This window comes from Atopomonas hussainii, assembly GCF_900109735.1.
GTDB lineage: Bacteria > Pseudomonadota > Gammaproteobacteria > Pseudomonadales > Pseudomonadaceae > Atopomonas > Atopomonas hussainii.
This window is the reverse complement of sequence record NZ_FOAS01000005.1, coordinates 121,326-139,608: the sequence shown is the minus strand read 5'-3', so window position 1 is coordinate 139,608 and position 18,283 is coordinate 121,326. Positions and strand designations below refer to the sequence as shown.

The 18,283-nt window shown below is 58.2% G+C and carries 14 protein-coding genes and 1 tRNA gene; 10 read left to right on the top strand and 5 right to left on the bottom strand.

Going from position 1 to position 18,283, the window contains the following annotated elements; translation table 11 throughout:
- The first annotated feature begins 5 nt into the window (after window positions 1-5).
- Entirely contained in the window at window positions 6-902 is an 897-nt protein-coding gene (gene mmsB / locus BMX80_RS06310; RefSeq protein WP_071870594.1) for a 3-hydroxyisobutyrate dehydrogenase, read from the top strand.
- Window positions 903-1,125: 223 nt separating this feature from the next.
- Window positions 1,126-1,782 carry a potassium channel family protein gene (locus BMX80_RS17615; protein WP_083394257.1) on the top strand — a complete coding sequence of 219 codons (657 nt, stop codon included), beginning with the start codon at window positions 1,126-1,128 and terminating at the stop codon, window positions 1,780-1,782.
- Between the two features lie 51 nt (window positions 1,783-1,833).
- Here the strand turns inward: BMX80_RS17615 and BMX80_RS06300 are convergent.
- Window positions 1,834-1,907 (bottom strand) — tRNA-Gly (locus BMX80_RS06300).
- 186 nt (window positions 1,908-2,093) lie between these two features.
- On the opposite strand from BMX80_RS06300, the gene BMX80_RS06295 reads away from it, so the two are divergent.
- From BMX80_RS06295 to rimO, 3 genes are all read left to right on the top strand, one after another.
- Window positions 2,094-3,278, top strand: coding sequence for an NnrS family protein (locus BMX80_RS06295; protein WP_074866429.1), 1,185 nt, complete (start codon window positions 2,094-2,096; stop codon window positions 3,276-3,278).
- A 174-nt stretch (window positions 3,279-3,452) separates the two neighbouring features.
- Window positions 3,453-4,175, top strand: a complete 723-nt coding sequence (locus BMX80_RS06290) for a 4'-phosphopantetheinyl transferase family protein (RefSeq protein WP_074866426.1) — start codon at window positions 3,453-3,455, stop codon at window positions 4,173-4,175.
- 89 nt (window positions 4,176-4,264) lie between these two features.
- Window positions 4,265-5,587: a 30S ribosomal protein S12 methylthiotransferase RimO gene (rimO, locus tag BMX80_RS06285; protein ID WP_074866424.1), complete on the top strand. Its 1,323-nt coding sequence runs from the start codon at window positions 4,265-4,267 to the stop codon at window positions 5,585-5,587.
- Between the two features lie 69 nt (window positions 5,588-5,656).
- Here the strand turns inward: rimO and BMX80_RS06280 are convergent, their stop codons facing one another.
- Entirely contained in the window at window positions 5,657-6,340 is a 684-nt protein-coding gene (locus tag BMX80_RS06280) for a DUF6901 family protein (protein ID WP_074866421.1), read from the bottom strand.
- A 74-nt stretch (window positions 6,341-6,414) separates the two neighbouring features.
- On the opposite strand from BMX80_RS06280, the gene BMX80_RS06275 reads away from it, so the two are divergent.
- From BMX80_RS06275 to BMX80_RS06260, 4 genes are read left to right on the top strand one after another with little or no spacing between them, the layout of a single operon-like run.
- Window positions 6,415-7,665 carry an ATP-binding protein gene (locus BMX80_RS06275; RefSeq protein ID WP_083394256.1) on the top strand — a complete coding sequence of 417 codons (1,251 nt, stop codon included), beginning with the start codon at window positions 6,415-6,417 and terminating at the stop codon, window positions 7,663-7,665.
- Window positions 7,662-9,035 carry a response regulator c-di-GMP phosphodiesterase, NosR family gene (locus BMX80_RS06270; protein ID WP_074866417.1) on the top strand — a complete coding sequence of 458 codons (1,374 nt, stop codon included), beginning with the start codon at window positions 7,662-7,664 and terminating at the stop codon, window positions 9,033-9,035. The genes BMX80_RS06275 and BMX80_RS06270 overlap by 4 nt, the downstream gene beginning before the upstream one ends.
- Window positions 9,013-9,564 (top strand): response regulator, encoded by a 552-nt coding sequence (locus tag BMX80_RS06265; protein ID WP_074866414.1) that lies wholly within the window; start codon window positions 9,013-9,015, stop codon window positions 9,562-9,564. Before BMX80_RS06270 ends, BMX80_RS06265 begins: the two co-directional genes overlap by 23 nt.
- A complete protein-coding gene (locus tag BMX80_RS06260) occupies window positions 9,564-14,273 on the top strand; it encodes an EAL domain-containing protein (RefSeq protein ID WP_074866410.1) in 4,710 nt (1,569 codons plus the stop codon). Before BMX80_RS06265 ends, BMX80_RS06260 begins: the two co-directional genes overlap by 1 nt.
- A gap of 39 nt (window positions 14,274-14,312) precedes the next feature.
- On the opposite strand, the gene BMX80_RS06255 is transcribed toward BMX80_RS06260, so the two are convergent.
- Window positions 14,313-15,785, bottom strand: coding sequence for a helicase HerA-like domain-containing protein (locus tag BMX80_RS06255; protein ID WP_074866407.1), 1,473 nt, complete (start codon window positions 15,783-15,785; stop codon window positions 14,313-14,315).
- A gap of 252 nt (window positions 15,786-16,037) precedes the next feature.
- Between BMX80_RS06255 and BMX80_RS06250 the strand changes: the two genes are divergently transcribed.
- The gene (locus tag BMX80_RS06250; RefSeq protein ID WP_074866404.1) at window positions 16,038-16,727 is read left to right on the top strand and encodes a hypothetical protein; all 690 of its coding nucleotides are present in this window, start codon (window positions 16,038-16,040) and stop codon (window positions 16,725-16,727) included.
- Between the two features lie 161 nt (window positions 16,728-16,888).
- Here the strand turns inward: BMX80_RS06250 and BMX80_RS06240 are convergent, their stop codons facing one another.
- A complete protein-coding gene (locus tag BMX80_RS06240) occupies window positions 16,889-17,338 on the bottom strand; it encodes a CBS domain-containing protein (protein ID WP_074866398.1) in 450 nt (149 codons plus the stop codon).
- Window positions 17,339-17,391: 53 nt separating this feature from the next.
- Window positions 17,392-18,243 (bottom strand): formyltetrahydrofolate deformylase, encoded by an 852-nt coding sequence (gene purU / locus BMX80_RS06235; RefSeq protein WP_074866395.1) that lies wholly within the window; start codon window positions 18,241-18,243, stop codon window positions 17,392-17,394.
- Window positions 18,244-18,283 lie beyond the last annotated feature (40 nt).

Genomic DNA, 18,283 nt, shown 5'->3' with positions numbered 1-18,283 from the left:
ACACCATGAGTCGCATTGCATTTATTGGCCTAGGCAACATGGGCCTGCCGATGGCGCTTAACTTGCTCAAAGCGGGCCATCAGGTGACAGGTTTTGATCTGGTTGCCGCGAGCCTTGAGCAACTCGCCGCTGCCGGTGGTGTGGCCGCTACCAGCGCCCAACAGGCTGCACAAGGCGCCGAAGTCGTGGTCTCCATGCTGCCCGCTAGCAGCCACGTAGAAGGCTTGTACTTAGGTAGCGATGGTTTACTGCAACATTTAGCCGCCGGCACCTTAGTGCTGGAGTGCTCCACCATCGCCCCCGATAGCGCGCGCAAAGTACATGCGGCAGCCAGCGAGCGCGGCATTGAGTTACTCGATGCCCCTGTCTCCGGCGGCACCGCTGGCGCCGCCGCCGGCACCCTGACTTTTATGGTGGGCGGCGATGCTAAGCACCTTGAGCGCGCTAAGCCTTTTCTTCAGCAGATGGGTAAAAACATCTTCCACGCCGGCCCCGATGGCGCCGGCCAAGTGGCCAAGGTGTGCAATAACCAACTGCTCGCCGTGCACATGCTCGGCACCGCCGAAGCGCTCGCGCTGGGCGTCGCCAATGGCTTAGATGCCAGCGTGCTGAGCGAGATCATGCGCCAGAGCTCCGGCGGCAACTGGAGCCTAGAAAAGTACAACCCGTGGCCCGGCGTAATGGAGGGCGTGCCCGCCAGTCGCGGCTACAGCGGCGGTTTTATGGCTCAGCTGATGAGCAAAGATTTAGGCCTTGCCCAACAAGCGGCGCAAAGCGTGAATGCCAGCACGCCAATGGGCAGCCTAGCGTTGGCGCTGTATCGCCAGCTGTTATTACAAGGCAAAGGTCAGCTGGATTTCAGCGTTGTGCAGCAGCTGTTTACCGCCGATAAATCTGCCTAAAACTTGCCCCAAGCCCCCTGTCTTGCCCACACTTCTAGGGGCCTGTGCGGTTAATGGGTTAACTCAAGTTCGGATGACTGAGGTTCTGAGACAAGGCGTCGCGACGAGTCATAGCAGAGCTATGCCGAGGAGCGGCAACGCAGTATCAGGGCCTCAGGCGCCGAAGTTGACTAACTGAGTTAACCAAACAGGCCGCTAATCAATCTGGATCGAGAGTGTGGGCATGACGCTACTGCATTGGGTTAACCGCAAACGCTTTACCTTACTGTTTATTAACTGCGTGTTAATGGCCAGCTTGCTGTTATTCCCACACCGTATCGACTACCTGAACATGATCGCCCTGGCCTTGTTCAGCCTAAGCGCCCTGCACGCCCTGCACGACCGGCGCATTTACCTGTGGGTGATTGGCCCACTGCTGCTCGGTAATTACCTGTTCAACCTCTACGACCACAGCGAAGTGCTGAGCTTGGTCAAGGCACTGCTCAACCTTGGCATCTTCTGGGCGCTGACTGCCGGCCTCTTTGTACACATGGTGCGTTACCGCCCAGTCACCAGCGACTTAGTCTTCGGCTTAGTGGCGGTGTACATCATGATCGCCATGGCCTTTGCCATGGGCCACGGCATTGTGCAGATGCTCGACAGCCAAGCGTATTTGATCAGCAGCCAACCGGGCATCGCCCCGCAACTGCACGACTTGATGTACTACTCGCTGGTGACCTTAACCACCGTCGGCTACGGCGATGTGCTGCCCATGAGCCCCTGGGCACGCTTGCTAGCCAGCGCCGAAGGGGTGATTGGTGTGATGTTCATTGCCTTAGGCGTAGCACGCGGCCTGAACTTATTGAACGAGCCCGAACCACCCGGCCACGGCATGCCCTGAGCCATGCTTGACAGTCACAAGGGCTAAACAGCAGAAAAGTGGCGATAAAAATGGAGCGGGTGATGGGAATCGAACCCACGCTAGCAGCTTGGGAAGCTGCAGTTCTACCATTGAACTACACCCGCATAGAGCGGCAGCACGAACGTCTACCGGAAAAGCCGAGCCTTTTTACCAGATGCCGACGCTAAGGTGAAGCCAGAATAACGCCAGCCTGGTCTTACATCCGCCTTATATCGCCTTGATTTGCATCAGGGCCACACTGATCAAGCCAGTGAGAAACTATGGCTGACTCAGCGCAACAGGAGCCCGCCATGCACATTCAGGAAAAACGCCACGCCATGGCCATCCCGCCGCTGTTGCGTTTGGGTTTTCGGCCGTTCTTTTTAGGTGGCGCGCTGCTGGCCCTGTGCAGTATTGCCCTGTGGCTGCTGGCCTTAAGCGGCGGTTTTAACCAAGCCCCGCTCGGCGGCTGGCTGGCTTGGCACCGGCATGAGCTGCTGTTTGGTTTTGCTGGGGCGATTGTTGCCGGCTTTTTGCTCACTGCGGTGCAGAACTGGACCGGTCAACCCGGCTTAAGCGGCCAGCCACTCGCCGCGCTGGCCCTACTCTGGTTGCTCGCGCGCTTGAGCTGGTTTGCCGATGCCGGCTGGCTGTTGCTCGCCAGCAATGTGCTGTTCTTTATCGCCGTCGCGGTGGTAATGGCGCGCAGCTTGTACCGCGTCAAGCAAACCCGTAACTACCCGATTGTCGGGGTGCTCGTGTTACTCGCCTTGGTCGACGCGCTGAGCTTAAGCGCTGTGCTCAGCCAAGATGACGCGCAACAACGCCAAGGCGTGCTGGCAGGCTTGTGGTTGGTCGCCGCTTTGATGACTTTGATCGGCGGCCGGGTGATCCCCTTCTTTACCCAGCGCGGTTTAGGCCGCGTGCAGCAAGTGCCCGCACAACCCAAGCTGGACTGGGCACTGCTCGGCGGCACCATCTTGATCGCCCTATTACATGCCAGCGGCACAGCGCTCAGCCCTAGCGCCGGCCTCGGCGTGCTGTTTGTGCTGCTCGGCGCTGGGCATGCCTACCGCTTTTATCGCTGGGCTGATCGCGGCGTGTTTAAGGTGGCGCTGCTGTGGTCGCTGCATGCCTCGTACCTGTGGCTAATAGTCGCCTGCGCGGGCTTTGCGCTGTGGCACTTCGGCGTTATCGACAGCTTTAGCCAAGCCACTCATGCGCTGGCCATCGGCGCCATGGCAGGGATGATTCTGGCCATGCTGGCCCGCGTCAGCCTTGGCCATACCGGGCGCCCCTTGCAGCCACCGGCAGCGATGACGCTGGCGTTTATTCTGCTCAACCTCGCCGCTGCCAGCCGTGTGCTACTGACTTTAATCGCCTACCAAGACGGTCTCTGGCTGGCGGGGCTGTGCTGGCTCAGCGCCTTTGGCCTGTTCCTTTGGCACTACGGGCCTATGCTGTGTCAGACCCGTGCCGATGGTCATCCGGGCTAGCGGCACTGAATTATTAATGACTGCACACCTCAATCGCTGCGTTGCGCGGTGCTCACAGCCTCGCCTACCAGACAGTATGTCTCGGCTGCTGCGCTCCGGGCGCCTTGCGCTTGAGGCGTTCGCCGATTAATTCAACGCCGCTAGGCTGTTAAGCTCTGGCGCACTGAACCCTTTATGAGTGCGCCTGTGACCACGGCCTTTACTCCTGACCTCAGCTGGCACTGGCCCAGCGCGCTACCCACGCAAGGCATTGCCCTTAAAGCCTGCCGCTTTGACCCGAAAGCCACGCCCGCTTCGCACACCCTGCCCGAACACTTGCAGCGCGCCGCGGTTAAGCGCCAGCAGGAATACCTCGCCGGGCGCTGGTGCGTTGCCCAAGCGCAGCAAGCACTGGGGCTTAGCGTGAGCAACCCCGCCATCGGAGAAGACCGCGCGCCGCAGTGGCCCACCGAGCAATGCGGCAGCATCAGCCACAGCCAAGGCCGCGCCGCCGCCATCGTTGCCGATCGCCGTTACTGGCAAAGCGTGGGGCTGGATATTGAACACTGTTTAACCGAAGCCCGTGCGCAGCGCTTGGCGGGGGAAATCCTCACCCCCGCCGAACTGCAACAGTGGCAAAACCTGCCCAACGATCAGCAAGCTCGCGCCTTAACGCTGAGCTTCTGCTTAAAAGAAGCGCTGTTTAAAACCCTCTACCCGCTAACTGGGGTGCGCTTTTACTTTCACGATGCCGAATGCCTGAGCAGCACCGATAGCCGAGCGACCAGCGGGCAAAGCTACTTGCGCCTTAACAAAACCCTTAGCAACGCTTGGCCGGCAGGTCGCGAGTTAACCGCGCACTGGCAATGGCAGGCAGATGCCGTACTGGGTTTTCTAGCCATCGCCCACGGCGAATAAATCGCCTAGCCAAGGGCGAGTTCGGCCGCTAAAATTGCGCACTTTTTGATCAGAGGCACCCCTGAAGGTGCCCTTCGAGGTTAGCCCCCATGTCCACCGCTTCACCCAAAGTTGGCTTTGTTTCCCTAGGTTGCCCCAAGGCTCTCGTTGATTCCGAACGCATCCTCACCCAGCTGCGCATGGAAGGCTACGAAGTGGTGCCGACCTATCAGGACGCCGACGTGGTGGTGGTCAACACCTGTGGCTTTATCGACAGCGCCAAGGCCGAATCGCTGGACGCCATCGGCGAAGCCATCGCCGAAAACGGCAAGGTGATCGTCACCGGCTGTATGGGCGTGGAAGAAGGCAGCATCCGCGAAGTACACCCCAACGTACTGGCCGTGACGGGCCCGCAGCAGTACGAGCAAGTGGTCAACGCCGTGCACGAAGTGGTGCCGCCGAAAACCGAGCACGACCCCTTCACTGATCTCGTGCCGCCACAGGGCGTTAAGCTCACCCCGCGTCACTACGCGTATTTGAAGATTTCCGAAGGCTGCAACCACAGCTGCAGCTTCTGCATTATTCCCTCGATGCGTGGCAAGCTGGTCAGCCGCCCGGTGGGCGATGTGCTCTCCGAAGCGCAGCGCTTAGTCAAAGCCGGCGTGAAAGAGCTGTTGGTGATCAGCCAAGACACCAGCGCCTATGGCGTCGACCTCAAGTACAAGACTGATTTCTGGGACGGCCAGCCGGTGAAAACCCGCATGCTGGAGCTGTGTCAGGCGCTGTCGTCGATGGGCGTTTGGGTACGTCTGCACTACGTGTACCCCTACCCCAATGTGGATGACGTGATTCCGCTGATGGCTGAAGGCAAGCTGCTGCCGTATCTGGACATTCCCTTCCAGCACGCCAGCCCGAAAGTGCTCAAAGCCATGAAGCGCCCGGCGTTTGAAGACAAAACCTTGGCGCGCATCAAGAAGTGGCGCGAGATCTGCCCTGAGCTGACCATTCGCTCGACCTTTATTGTTGGCTTCCCCGGTGAGACCGAAGAAGACTTCCAATACCTGCTGGACTGGCTGACCGAAGCGCAGCTGGACCGCGTCGGCTGCTTCCAATACAGCCCAGTCGACGGTGCACCAGCTAATGACTTGGGCCTTGAGCTGGTTCCCGATGACGTGAAACAAGACCGTTGGGAGCGCTTTATGGCGCACCAGCAGGCCATCTCTGCCGCACGCTTGCAGCTGAAGATTGGTCAAGAAATGGATGTGCTGATCGACGAGATCGACGACGAAGGCGCCGTGGGCCGCAGCGCCGCCGATGCCCCAGAAATTGACGGCGCTGTGTATATCGACAGCTTTGATCTAGAGCCCGGTCAGATGGTGCGCGTGCGCATCACCAATGCTGATGAGTATGACCTGTGGGGCGAACTGGTCTAATCAGCGCCTCCCTAACCCAAGCCTTCTAGCTCAGCCAACCCAACCCTGCTGCCGTAAAACGCAGCAGGATCACTCCTCCCCCGCCCAATAGCTGGCAAAAAACGGTGCCAAGGCGCTGTCGAACGTATCCAGCGAATATTCCATCTCCGCCGCTTGCACGGCTAACAGCACCAAGGCATTACTCGGCGCATCGTGACTGGCGGCGCCTCGTAAACGCTCGGCCAAACCGCTATTCACTTCGCGCAGCGCGTGCATGGTATCGATCAGCAATTCCAAACTGTGCTCAGCGGGTAAGCCCTTACGCGCACGCAAATACTGCCCCAGCAGCACGCTACCGGCCGCGCGAAACAGAGTTTCTTCAAGGCTGGCCAGCGGCAAATGAAAAAACGCCATCGGTTTTAACGGCGCGGTATGTGGGCAACCGCTTAAACCACCGAGCAAGCCCATCAGCGAGCCCAGCGCACGCTGCAAGGTGGTTTTCACCACCACGCCACGGCCGTGGTGCAGCACCTTAACCGTCACCTCAGCAAACGAGTCATCGCCGCCTAATAAACGTAACGGCTCCACCAAGCGCAGCGCATAGGGGCAGTGGCTAACCGTCGCGGTGTTCAGCGGGCAGTTGCGGCATTGGGAAAAGCCCAGTTCGGTCCAGGCCGGGCGCTCTGCCAGCTGCGGCTCATCCGCACTGATCTGCAACGCCACTTTGCGGCCATCAGCAAACTCAAAGCGATAGTGCACAACATCGTTATTCATTTTTCGCACTCTGCCAGCAGGTAGAAAAAGGCTGTTCTAGACTGGTTTTAGCAGACTCCCAATGAGAAACACGCATGACTGCTTCTTCCGACCAAGAAAGCCTACTGGCAAACGCCATGGATCACCTCGATGTGGGGCTGGTGCTGTTTGCGCCTAACTATTTGATTCAGTACGCCAATCAATTTTTGTTAGACCGTTACCAGCAAACCATTGAGGGCATTGCGCAACAACCCCTTTCTACCCTGCTGAGCGACATTGACCTTAGCCACCTTAAGGCCTTGGTGGACAAAGCCCTCAGCAGCCAGCAAAGGCAGATGGCCACGTGGCCATGCACCACCAGCGATAACCTGCTCAACAGCGCCCTGCTCTACCCACTGACCGACAACCAAAATCAACCGCATTTATGCTTAGTGCTGTACGACAACACAGTGGGCTATAACGCCGACGTTTACTTAAAAGAAGCCCTACGCGCTCTGGCCGGCAAGCACAACGAGCAGTCACTACTGGCCAACAAGCTGGAGCAAATTCACAAGCAACTGGTGCAATCAGAAAAAATGGCCGGCATCGGCCAACTGGCCGCCGGCGTCGCCCACGAAATCAACAACCCCATCGGCTTTGTGTTCTCTAACCTAAAAACCCTCGCCGATTACGTGAAAAACCTGCTGCAAATCATCGACACCGCCGCCGCCAGCGAGCAACCCGGTGCCTTGCAGAATCTGATGGACGAAATGGACTACGCCTACATCCGCGACGATGTCACCTCGCTGCTGGAGGAGTCCGAAGACGGCTTGCAGCGGGTGAAGAAAATCATCCAATCCCTGAAGGACTTCTCGCACATCGACGAAGAAGCCTTCCAGCCAGCGGATTTAATTCGCGGCCTCGACACCACCCTCAACGTGGTGCACAACGAGATCAAATACAAAGCCGAAGTCATTAAGGACTACCAAGACCTACCGCCGGTGGATTGCATCGCCTCACAAATCAACCAAGTGGCGATGAACTTACTGGTCAACGCCGCGCACGCCATTGAAGAGTTCGGCACCATCACCCTGCGCACCGGCACCGAAGGCGATGAGGCGTGGTTCGAGGTGCAAGACACCGGCAAAGGCATCGACACCAAACACCTGTCACGCATTTTCGACCCCTTTTTCACTACCAAACCCATTGGCAAGGGCACCGGCCTTGGGCTGTCTTTGTCGTACACCATCGTGGAAAAACACCATGGTCGTATCGAAGTCGACAGCACCGTCGGCGTAGGCACGCGGTTTCGCGTATGGCTGCCGATCAAACAGCACGAGCCCGAAGCACAGGAGATAAGCGCATGAGTGCCGCCACGGACAGCACCCAACTCGAGCCCCCAACCCCGCGCGTGCTCTTGGTCGATGACGAAGTCGGCATCCTCAACTCACTGCGCCGCCTATTGCGCCATGAAGAGTTCGAAGTGCTCACCGCCGAAAGCGCTGAAGCGGCGCTGGAGATTCTGGAAGAAAAGCCCGTTGAGCTGATCATCAGCGATGCGCGCATGCCGGGTATGGACGGCGCCACCCTGCTGGCCAAAGTGTGGGAAAAATGGCCGAAAACCATCCGCATCCTGCTCACCGGTTTTGCCGACTTAAACACCACGGTCAAAGCCATCAACGCCGGGCGCATCCACCGCTATATCTCTAAGCCGTGGGATGACGACGACTTAAAAGAAACCGTGCGCCAGTGGCTGCAGTTTCAAACTGCCGACCGCGAACGGCAGCGACTGGAAAAACTCACTGAGCAGCAGAATGCCGAATTGCAGAAGCTCAACGATCAGCTGGAAGCACGGGTTAAGGCGCGCACCTCCGAGCTTGAGCAAACCGCCGATATGCTCGATTTGGCCTATATCGAGCTTAAACGCAGCTATGAGACCTGCGTCGAGGTGTTCTCCACGCTGCTCACCCAGCGCTACCCGCTGACCAAGCAAACCAATAAAGCCGTGATCTCGCTGGCCCGGCACATCGCAGAAAACTTCAAGATGGGCGAGCTAGAGCGCGAGCAGCTGGTCATGGCCGCTGCGCTGTATAACGTCGGCAAAGTCAGCTGGAACGACACGCAAATCCATAAGTCCGCCGAGGTGATGCTGAAAACCGAGCGCCCGGCCTATCAAAAATACCCCACCCAAGGCGAACAACTGCTGATGGCCTTGGAGCCGATTCAAGAGGCCACACGCCTGATTGGTCTGCATCAAGAACGCTGGGATGGCAGCGGTTTTCCTAACGGCTGGCAGCATGAAGTGATTCCGCCGATGGCGCGGGTGCTGAAAATCATCGTCGACTTCGTTGAGCTGCAATGCGGCCTGCTGCTGGAGCGGGTCTTAAGCCGCGACGAAGCCTTAGTGTTTTTACGCAAATACGCCGGGCGCTGGTACGACCCGGGCTGGATCGACCGCATCGTGCCGTACCTTGAGCGTGAAGCGCCGGACTTACTCGAGCTCAACCCCAACCTGCGGGCACTCACCACCGCGCAAGTCAAACCCGGCATGGAGCTAGCGCACAACCTGCACGCCGCCAGCGGCATCTTGCTGCTTAATCGCGGCAAGATTCTCTCGCAACCGCTGATTGAAAAGCTCGCCGCTTACGAAACCTCAGAAAAGGCCCGCTATACCCTATTTGTCAAAATCAACGAGCCCATCAAGGAGGCCAACCATGGCCAACCTGCTGCTCATTGATGATGAGCCGAATATCCTCAGCGCCCTTACTCGCGTGCTGCACAAGCGGCCTTGGCAAGTCACCACCTGCGAGCGCCCGGAAAAAGCCCTAGAGCTACTCACCCAGCAGAACTTTGATCTGATCCTCAGCGATTACCGCATGCCCGGCATGGACGGCATCACCCTGCTGCAGTTTGTGCGCCAGCGCCAGCCCGAAGCCATGCGCTTGCTGCTCACCGCTCACGGCGACCGCGAAGCGCTGATCAAAGCCATCAACCAAGCGGAAATCTTTCGCTTCTTAAGCAAACCCTGGGACGACTACGAGCTGCTCACCGCCCTCGACACCGCGCTGGAGCTTCTCACCCTGCGCCGCGAACAAAAGCGCATGTACGAACAACTCAAACAACAACACGACCTGCTGGTGCGCCAGCGCGAGGCGCAAGAGCATTTACGCGCCGAGCATCCTGCCTTATTTGAAGTGATGCGCAACGAAGACGGCGCCATCGTTCTGGAGGAATGGGAGAGCCTCGACCACCAAGGGTTCAATTAATGCTAAAACGCCTAGCGCAGATCAATTGGGCACTCGCGGCGCAGGCCTACCTGCATAGCCTTGCCTTCGTGTGCCTGAGCCTAGCGCTGATCTTGGGCGTGTTCTTATTGGCCAATAGCACCGACCGTGCCCCGTTGTTCAGCCCCGGCACGCCGGTGGCGCTGTTGCTCTTAGCACTCCTCAGCTGGAGCACCGTACGCGGCAAGCGCTGGCAATGGCTGGCACTCCCGCTCGCGGCGTTTTGGCTGGCGCTACAAGAGCAGATAGCGGTACTACACGCCGCAACCGGCTTGCTGCTAGCGCTGATGCTCTGGGGGTTCAACGCTCTGCTACAGCGCCGCGACAGCCTACAACCGCTGAGTTTTGTCCTAGGCTCGATCACCGCCATTAGCGGCTTGCTGTTGCTGATTTTGCCCATCAACTATCAACCCTTATTCGAGCAGAGCCTTAGCCTCACGCAGCACTTATTGGGCGCCACCCTCCTGCTACTCAGCGGCATTGGCTTGCTGGCCCAAACCAGTCTGGATGATGACAGCGAGGCGTTGCCTTGGCCTGCCATTAGCTTAATCGTCGCCGTGGTCGGCAGCCTGTTATGGTTCGCGCAGATTCAATACAGCCAACAGTTGGAGCACTTACGTGGCCAACAGCAACTAGAACGTATTGAGCAAATCCTCACCCGGGAGCTGCACGCCAACGAACGTTTAATGGAAACCCACGCCACGCTTTGGGCCAGCCGCGCAGTGGCTGACCAAGCGCAGTGGAATAAGAGTGGCGAAGCGCTAAGCACTATCCTGCCTGACCTCGCCGCTGGCTTTATTCTCAACCATTACGGCGCCCAACAATTTAACTACTACCCACCGGGCACCGACGCAGAGAGTTTGATCAACTTACTGCCAATGAACGACCTGCCCAGATGGCTCCGCCAACTGCGGCAAAGCCCCGGCATTGGCTTCAGCCATAGTGTGAACGGCAGCCAAGGTTGGGTGCATGCCATTGGGCGTTACCTGCCGCAGTCGCAGCAATACATGGTGCTGATCATCAAACTGCCCGGTTGGCTTAGCAGCCAACTAGAGGAAGTCAGCCAACACACCCCGCTGCGCCTCAATGAGGGGCGCTATGAACTGTTTGCCAGCCTCAGAAGCGAAGACATTAGCGAGCCTGCCCAGCCACTGGCTCTGCCCGGGCAACTTAACTGGCAAGTGAAGCTGCTAACTAGCTCGGCTAAAGACATTCAAGCCATCACCACCGAGCTGATTCTGATCTTCGCTACCTTAGTCGGCGCTTTATTAGGCTTAGTGATGCATTTAATGCAGCAAAGCTCTCAGCGCACGCAGCGCCTGCAACAGCAACAGCTGGCCCTTGCCAACAGCCTGATGGAAAGCGAGCAACTGCGCCAAACCAATCAGCAAATGATGGAGCAAAGCCTCGATGTGCTCTGCGCACTGGATGAAAACCGCCTGATTCGCTGGATCAGCCCAGCCATTGAACGCTTGTGCGCGCGACAAACTGCCAACTTAGCCGGGCTCAACTTCCATGAACTGGTGTGGGCCGAAGACCGCCACAGCTTTAATCAGGCCGCGCAAACGGTTACCCAAGGCTTCCCCCTCTACGACCTGCGCCTGCGTTTGATCCATGCCGATGGGCACGTGGTGCCAACCCTCTGGTCACTGCGCTGGTCGCGGCAAGAAAGCAGCTATTACTTGGTTGGCCGCGATATTCAAACCCTGCAAGCCACCGAGAACTTTCAAACCCAGCAGCGCGAAATCCTCAGCGAAATCAGTAACGACAAGCCCGCGCAACACATCTTGCACATGCTCATCGACTTGATCATCGACTATGTGCCGGGCACCAGCGTCGCCTTTCACAAAGTAGACGGCCAAGACGCTCTGATCGCCATCGCGCATTCGCACCGCGCCCAACCTGTGCTTGGCGAACTCGGCCTAACCGGGCCCGACGAGCTGTGTGATGCGCCCTTAGAGGCCACCTTGCAACGCTGCCGTTCGCACAACAGCCGTCAAGCCAGCATTCAATGGCAGCAACGTCTTGGCCAAAAAGGACTGCGCGACAGCCTGTGCCTGCCGCTGATCAATGCTCGCCACGATGTACTGGGCATCATGACCTTAGTGGTAGAAAACACCGCCGCGCTAGAAGCGCCGTATGCCGAACGTTGGACGTTAGCCGCCAACCTCGCCACCATCACCTTGGAGCGCGACCGGCAAAAACACCAACTGCAAATGAACGAGCAGTACTATCGCTCGCTGTTTGATAACCACCCCGATGCAGTTTTTTCTTGCGACTTACAAGGCCGTCTATTGGCCGCCAACCAAGCAACCAGTGAACTGATCAAAATCCCCCGTGAACGCCTGCCCGGCCACCGATTGGAAGAGTTCCTCCTCGCTGAAGACGCGAGCCTTATGCAAGCGCAATGCGAGCGGGTGATCGCTGGGGAACCGCAGCACCGCGAGCTTGAATGGCTTGATAGCAAAAAACACATTTGGCAGGTCGATGTCACCCAGCTGCCGATTCATGTCGATGGTGATTGCGCGGGGATATTCAATATCGTCCGCAATATCACCCTAGCGAAAAGTGCTGAACAACACTTAAAGCTTAGCCAGCGTGCCCTAGAGGCCTGCTCCAACGGTATTGTGATCAGCGATGCCCGCCTGCCCGAGCAGCCGGTGGTGTATGTCAATGCGGCGTTCACCCGCATCACCGGCTACAGCAACGACGAGATATTGGGGCGTAACTGCAATGTGCTGCAAAAAGACGTACCGCGCAGCAAAGCAGTCGATCAACTCAGCGCCAGCATCAAGGCTGGTGAAAGCGTGCATGTGGTTCTGCAAAACCGGCGCAAAAATGGCGAGCTGTTCTGGAATGATCTGCAAATCGAGCCGGTAACTGACGACAAAGGCAACCTCACCCACTTTGTCGGCATCCAAACCGATGTCACCTCGCAAAAACACTACGAAAAAGAACTGGCCTTTCACGCCAGCCACGACCGCCTTACCGCCCTGCCTAACCGCGCCTTGTTAGAAGACCGCCTTAGCCAAGCTGTGCATGCCGCACAACGCCGCCAACGTCTGCTGGCGCTGTTGTTTATCGACCTGGATGAGTTCAAGCCGATTAACGACACCTTTGGCCATGCGGTGGGCGATGAAGTGCTGATGGAGATTGCCGAACGCCTACGCTGTGAAGTGCGCAACGAAGACACCCTTGCCCGCATGGGCGGTGATGAATATGTGATCCTGCTGCCCGAGCTGGATAACGAGCAGCAAGCGGTGCAAGTGGCCGAGCGCATCATCGCCAGCATCGACCGGCCTATCGTGCATCACGATTTAACCTTGCACGTCACCTGCAGCGTGGGCATCAGCTTCACCTACGACGGCGAGCTGGAGCAGCCAACGCAACTGCTGCAGCAAGCCGACATGGCCATGTATCGCGCCAAGCAAAATGGCCGCAACACCTACGACATCTACACCGAAGACCTCGACGAAAGCGTCAGCGCGCGGATGATGCTACGCAATGAGCTACGTAGCGCCTTGGCGCGTGACGAGTTCATTCTGCACTTCCAACCGCAAGTCGATGGGCGCACCGGGCGCATCAGCGGTATCGAGGCACTGATTCGCTGGCGTCACCCTGAGCTGGGCATGGTGCCGCCCAACGACTTCATTCCGCTGGCCGAATCCAGCGGGCAGATCGTGCAAATAGGCGCTTGGGCACTGCGTGAGGCCTGCCGCGTTAACAAAATGCTGCTTGATCGCGGCCTGTGCGACTGCCCTATGGCCGTCAACTTATCCCCCGCGCAACTGCGCCGCCAGCCCTTTACCCAACTGGTTGAGCAAACCCTGCAAGAAACCGGGCTGCCGGCTAACCGCTTAGAGCTGGAAATTACCGAGTCGATTTTGATGCAAGACACCGAAAATAGCGTGGCGGTGCTCAAAGCTTTGAGCCAGCAAGGCGTACGCACGGCGATTGATGACTTTGGTACCGGTTTCTCCAGCCTCAGCTATTTAAAAATCCTGCCGCTGAACAAGGTCAAAATTGACCGCTCTTTTGTCAGCGACATCATCCGCAATAGCCACGATGCGGCGATTACCCAAGCCATCATTGCCATGGCCCATCACTTGTCGATGGGCGTGATTGCCGAAGGCGTTGAAGAAGAAGGCCAGTTCAACTTCCTGCTGAAAAACCAGTGTGATGAGTTCCAAGGCTTTTTCTTCAGCAAACCGCTGCCTGAAGATCAGCTCGTCGCCTTCCTACAACAAAACCGCCAAGGCGTGAGCCTGCCCGAGCAAGCGCAAGAGCAAGTGCAAACGCTGCTGTTAGTGGATGACGAACCGAATATTCTGCGCGCGCTGACCCGCCTGCTACGCCGCGACGGCTACACCATTCTCACCGCCAACAGCGCGCAAGAAGGCTTCGAGCTGCTGGCGCGCAATAACGTGCAAGTGATCATCTCCGACCAACGTATGCCGGGCATGAGCGGCACCGAGTTTCTCCGCAAGGTAAAAGATATTCACCCGCACACCGTGCGCATGGTGCTGTCGGGTTACACCGACCTAGCGAGTGTCACAGAAGCAATCAACCAAGGCTCGATTTACAAATATCTGGTCAAGCCTTGGGAGGACGAGCAGCTACGCGAAGTGATTCGCCAAGCCTTCCAGCAGTACGAGCTGCAGCTACGCACCACCATGCGCCTGAACGCCTAATGCGCGCCCCTACCGCGGCGTACTCATTTCATAGCGCGTTTAGCGCCGCCCTTTCAGCGAGCCCAACAAGCCGCGCACCAGCTCGCGGCCAATCCGATTGGCCAACTGCCGCGCGGTGCTTTTCACCACTTGACTAGCCAGCGAGCCTAACGCCCCGCCGAGCAAATCTCCCATGCCCGACTCAGCTGAGCCCTTGCCAGATTGCGCCTTGGGCTCGGCAGCCGGCTCAGCACGTTTAAGCAGCAGTTCATAAGCCGACTCACGATCAAACGCCTGCGCATAACGCGCTTTGAGTGGGCTAGCAGCCAACAGCGCTTGCCGCTGCGCCGCCGTCAACGGGCCAATCTGTGAGGCTGGCGGGGCAATCAACACCCGCTGCACCACCGCCGGTGTGCCTTTATCTTCCAAGGTACCCACCAGCGCCTCGCCAATGCCTAGTTCAGTGAGCACCGCTTGGCTATCGAACGCCGGGTTAGCACGAAAGCCCTCCGCCACGGCACGCAGGGCTTTCTGCTCACGTACGGTAAACGCTCGCAGACCATGCTGCACCCGCAAGCCCAGCTGGGCGAGAATCGCATCGGGCAAATCCGCTGGCGACTGGGTAACAAAAAACACGCAAACACCCTTAGAGCGAATCAGTCGTACGACTTGCTCTAAACGCTCTTGCAGGGCTTTGGGGGTGTCTTTAAACAGCAGGTGCGCCTCATCAAAAAACAGCGCCAGCACGGGCTTGTCGGCATCACCGCGCTCGGGCAACTGCTCGAATAACTCGGCCAATAGCCAGAGTAAGAAGCTGGCATACACTCGCGGCGCCTCATGCACCAAGCGTGTGGCATCGAGCAAATGCACCATGCCTTGGCCATCAGCCGCTGGGCGCAACACATCTTCCAGCGCCAGCGCTGGTTCACCAAACAAGGCTTCGGCGCCTTGTTGCTCCAACACGGCCAGCTTGCGCAATAGCGCCTGCACACTGGCTGAGGCGAGTAACGCGCGATCATCACCGAGGCTATCTGGGTTATCACGCAGCCAATTGAGCAGCGCCTTGAGGTCTTTTAAGTCGAGCAGCAACAAGCCTTCGCGGTCGGCCACTTTAAAGGCGGCAAACAAGGCGGCTTGCTGGCTGTCGGTTAGCTCGAGCAAATTGCCCAGCAGCAGCGGGCCCATTTCACTCAGTGTGGTGCGCAGCGGCAAACCTTGCTCGCCATGCACATCCCACAGGGTTAATGGCACGCTTTGCGGGTTGAAGTTCAGCCACGGCATGCCGGCAATTCGCTCAGCGACCTTACCTTTGGGGGCCGCCGGCTGGCCTAAGCCAGACAAGTCGCCCTTGATATCGGCGGCAAACACACTCACCCCAGCGCGGCTGAACGACTCGGCCAAGCGCTGCAAGGTGACGGTTTTACCGGTGCCGGTGGCGCCGGCCACCAAGCCATGCCGGTTACATAAACGCCATGCTTGGCCAACCACCTCGCCGGTTAACGTTTGGCCGATATTCAGCTGCGTCTCTGACATGCCTTGCTCCTGCTTCGTATGAACCGCCAGCGCACGGCTGGCGGGGTAATCCCCTCAAGAAAACACAGCCCAGCGCAGAAAAGCAAAGGGCCGCACGTTGCCACAGCCCGCTAGCGCGCATGCCGACAAACGGCACAACACGGTTTGAGCACCACGCTAGAGCGGTTTTTTCTGTTAGCGGGCTGTTTTCTGCGCGCAAACACAAGGTATGCTTGGGCCTGCCCAATAAAATAACAATCACGGGAGATCGCAATGTTTTCACGCCTGTTGCTTGCAGCCAGTCTGATCTTCAGCCCGCTGTTGGCCCAAGCTGCGGATTACCCCTGGAACACCCTGCGCGAAGGCTTTGCCGCGCGCAATCAGCTGCTGCTGGTCGGTTACCAAGAAGGTGACCGCGAGGCCTACAACCTAGCTGTGGAGCGGGTCAATCGCACCCCAGCCGGCTTGCCCGCCGAAGCCCAAGCGGCTTGGCAGAAGATGAAAGAGCTCACCCTAACCGTAGATCCTGAGGCCGGTTACCTTGAGCTGTACACCGTGATTGATTTTGACGCGGCATTGCAGGCTTACCGCAGCGCGCTGGGCAACGCCGATATGGCCCCTGACAGCTTAGCCCCTGCGCAGCGTTTGCAGCGCTGGCAAGCCCAACTGGAATTACTCACCGGTCAGTACATTGCCCGTGCCACCTCGGCCAGTGGCGATGGTTACCGCACCGCGTTAAGCGATAGCCTGCCGCCATTGAATCAGTTCACTGAAGAAATGGATGCAGAACTTAAAGCCATCAGCCAAGCCTTAGCCGGTGACGCCAGCATGCAAGGCAAGCTGAAAAGTGTCGCCCAACAATGGGCCTACGTGAAAAAGCCCATCGGCGACCTTAACGCTCGCTCGGTGGTGTTTGTGGTAACGCGGGTGGTGGACAAGATTCAGCGCGATCTGTCGCAGTAAGCGTGTGCCACAAGGCAGCGGCCCCGGCGAAGTCGGTGCCGCTGTTTTCGTTTAAAGCCTCAGGATCAAAGCGTCGGGTACAGCCCTCGCCCAGCGTGGCAGGCATACCCGCTGCCCCGCGCGCCAATGCGGCTGGCTCGTCACTCATAGGCCGACCTCGCTCAATGAAACTCGGTGTACTCTTCGGCCTGCACCACAGCGCCTTTGAGTTCATGCTGAGCAAATTCTTTCACCGCGCGCAGTACATCGCAGCGGCTAATCTGTCCCACTAAGCGATCATTCTCGACCACCGGCAGGCGCCGACGACGGTGCTGGGTGAACAACTGCGCGGCGTGAAAGATATCCGCCTCGGGGCTGATCACTTGCAGTTCACGCGTCATGTAGGCCGACACTTGGCCACCCACTTCTTCGTGATAGGCGCCGGCGATAATGCCTTTTAGGCAGTCGCCCTCAGACAACATGCCCACCAAGTGGCCCGTATCATCAACCACCGGCGTGCCGGAAATATGGTGACTGAGCAACAATTGAATGGCCGCGAAAAGCTCAGAATCTGGCTTTACGGTAATCAAGTTACGCGTCATGTAATCCCGCACTTTGACTGACTTAAGCATGCCAAGGCCCTCCAGAGGTCGCACATGTGTGCCTGTCCGGTGCGGGTTTTAGGTCAGTCGAACACCACGGTTCGGTTGCCGTGCACCAGCACCCTGTCTTCTAAGTGATAGCGCAAACCACGCGCGAGCACCATTTTCTCGCAGTCTTTACCCTTTCTTACCATATCTTCGACGCTGTCTTTATGGCTGACGCGAATCAAGTCTTGCTCGATGATGGGGCCAGCATCCAGCTCTTCGGTCACATAATGGCACGTCGCGCCAATCAGCTTAACGCCGCGCTGCGCCGCTTGGTGATAGGGCTTAGCGCCGACAAACGAGGGCAAGAAGCTGTGGTGAATGTTTATCACCCGATGGCGCAGCCGTTCGCACAGTGACGGCGGAAGGATCTGCATATAGCGCGCCAACACCACGGCATCGGCCTCATGGGCTTCGATCAAGCGCTCCACTTCGGCAAACGCCGGTTGTTTGTCGTTGGGGTCGACCGGCACATGGTGATAGGGAATGCCGTGCCACTCGACCATGCCGCGCAGGTCGTCGTGGTTGGCAATCACGCAGGTAATCTCGCAGTCCAGCTCGTCGCTGTGCCAGCGGTGCAGTAAGTCAGCTAGGCAGTGCGACTCTTTGGAGGCCATCAGCACCACGCGCTTTTTCACCGCCGAATCGGCAATCTGCCAGTGCATGTCGAATTCGCGGGCAATTGGCGCAAAGGCGCGGCGAAAGTCGTCTAGCTCAAACGGCAGGGAATCGGCGCGTAGCTCGTAGCGCATAAAGAACCAGCCCGAGGCTTGGTCAGAATGGTGGCTCGCCTCGGTAATCCAACCGTTATAGGTCGCCAAAAAGCCACTGATTTTCGCCACAATGCCAACCCGATCCGGGCAGGCGGTAACTAGGCGATAGGTGCGCATAAGATCTCCTCAGACCATCCACTGCTGCGAGCAAAGCGCG

Excerpts from the sequence above, each read along its gene's own strand:
- mmsB (WP_071870594.1), top strand. The coding sequence starts at position 6 with ATGAGTCGCATTGCATTTATTGGCCTAGGCAACATGGGCCTGCCGATG.
- BMX80_RS17615 (WP_083394257.1), top strand. The coding sequence starts at position 1,126 with ATGACGCTACTGCATTGGGTTAACCGCAAACGCTTTACCTTACTGTTT.
- BMX80_RS06295 (WP_074866429.1), top strand. The coding sequence starts at position 2,094 with ATGCACATTCAGGAAAAACGCCACGCCATGGCCATCCCGCCGCTGTTG.
- BMX80_RS06290 (WP_074866426.1), top strand. The coding sequence starts at position 3,453 with ATGAGTGCGCCTGTGACCACGGCCTTTACTCCTGACCTCAGCTGGCAC.
- rimO (WP_074866424.1), top strand. The coding sequence starts at position 4,265 with ATGTCCACCGCTTCACCCAAAGTTGGCTTTGTTTCCCTAGGTTGCCCC.
- BMX80_RS06280 (WP_074866421.1), bottom strand. The coding sequence starts at position 6,340 with ATGAATAACGATGTTGTGCACTATCGCTTTGAGTTTGCTGATGGCCGC.
- BMX80_RS06275 (WP_083394256.1), top strand. The coding sequence starts at position 6,415 with ATGACTGCTTCTTCCGACCAAGAAAGCCTACTGGCAAACGCCATGGAT.
- BMX80_RS06270 (WP_074866417.1), top strand. The coding sequence starts at position 7,662 with ATGAGTGCCGCCACGGACAGCACCCAACTCGAGCCCCCAACCCCGCGC.
- BMX80_RS06265 (WP_074866414.1), top strand. The coding sequence starts at position 9,013 with ATGGCCAACCTGCTGCTCATTGATGATGAGCCGAATATCCTCAGCGCC.
- BMX80_RS06260 (WP_074866410.1), top strand. The coding sequence starts at position 9,564 with ATGCTAAAACGCCTAGCGCAGATCAATTGGGCACTCGCGGCGCAGGCC.
- BMX80_RS06255 (WP_074866407.1), bottom strand. The coding sequence starts at position 15,785 with ATGTCAGAGACGCAGCTGAATATCGGCCAAACGTTAACCGGCGAGGTG.
- BMX80_RS06250 (WP_074866404.1), top strand. The coding sequence starts at position 16,038 with ATGTTTTCACGCCTGTTGCTTGCAGCCAGTCTGATCTTCAGCCCGCTG.
- BMX80_RS06240 (WP_074866398.1), bottom strand. The coding sequence starts at position 17,338 with ATGCTTAAGTCAGTCAAAGTGCGGGATTACATGACGCGTAACTTGATT.
- purU (WP_074866395.1), bottom strand. The coding sequence starts at position 18,243 with ATGCGCACCTATCGCCTAGTTACCGCCTGCCCGGATCGGGTTGGCATT.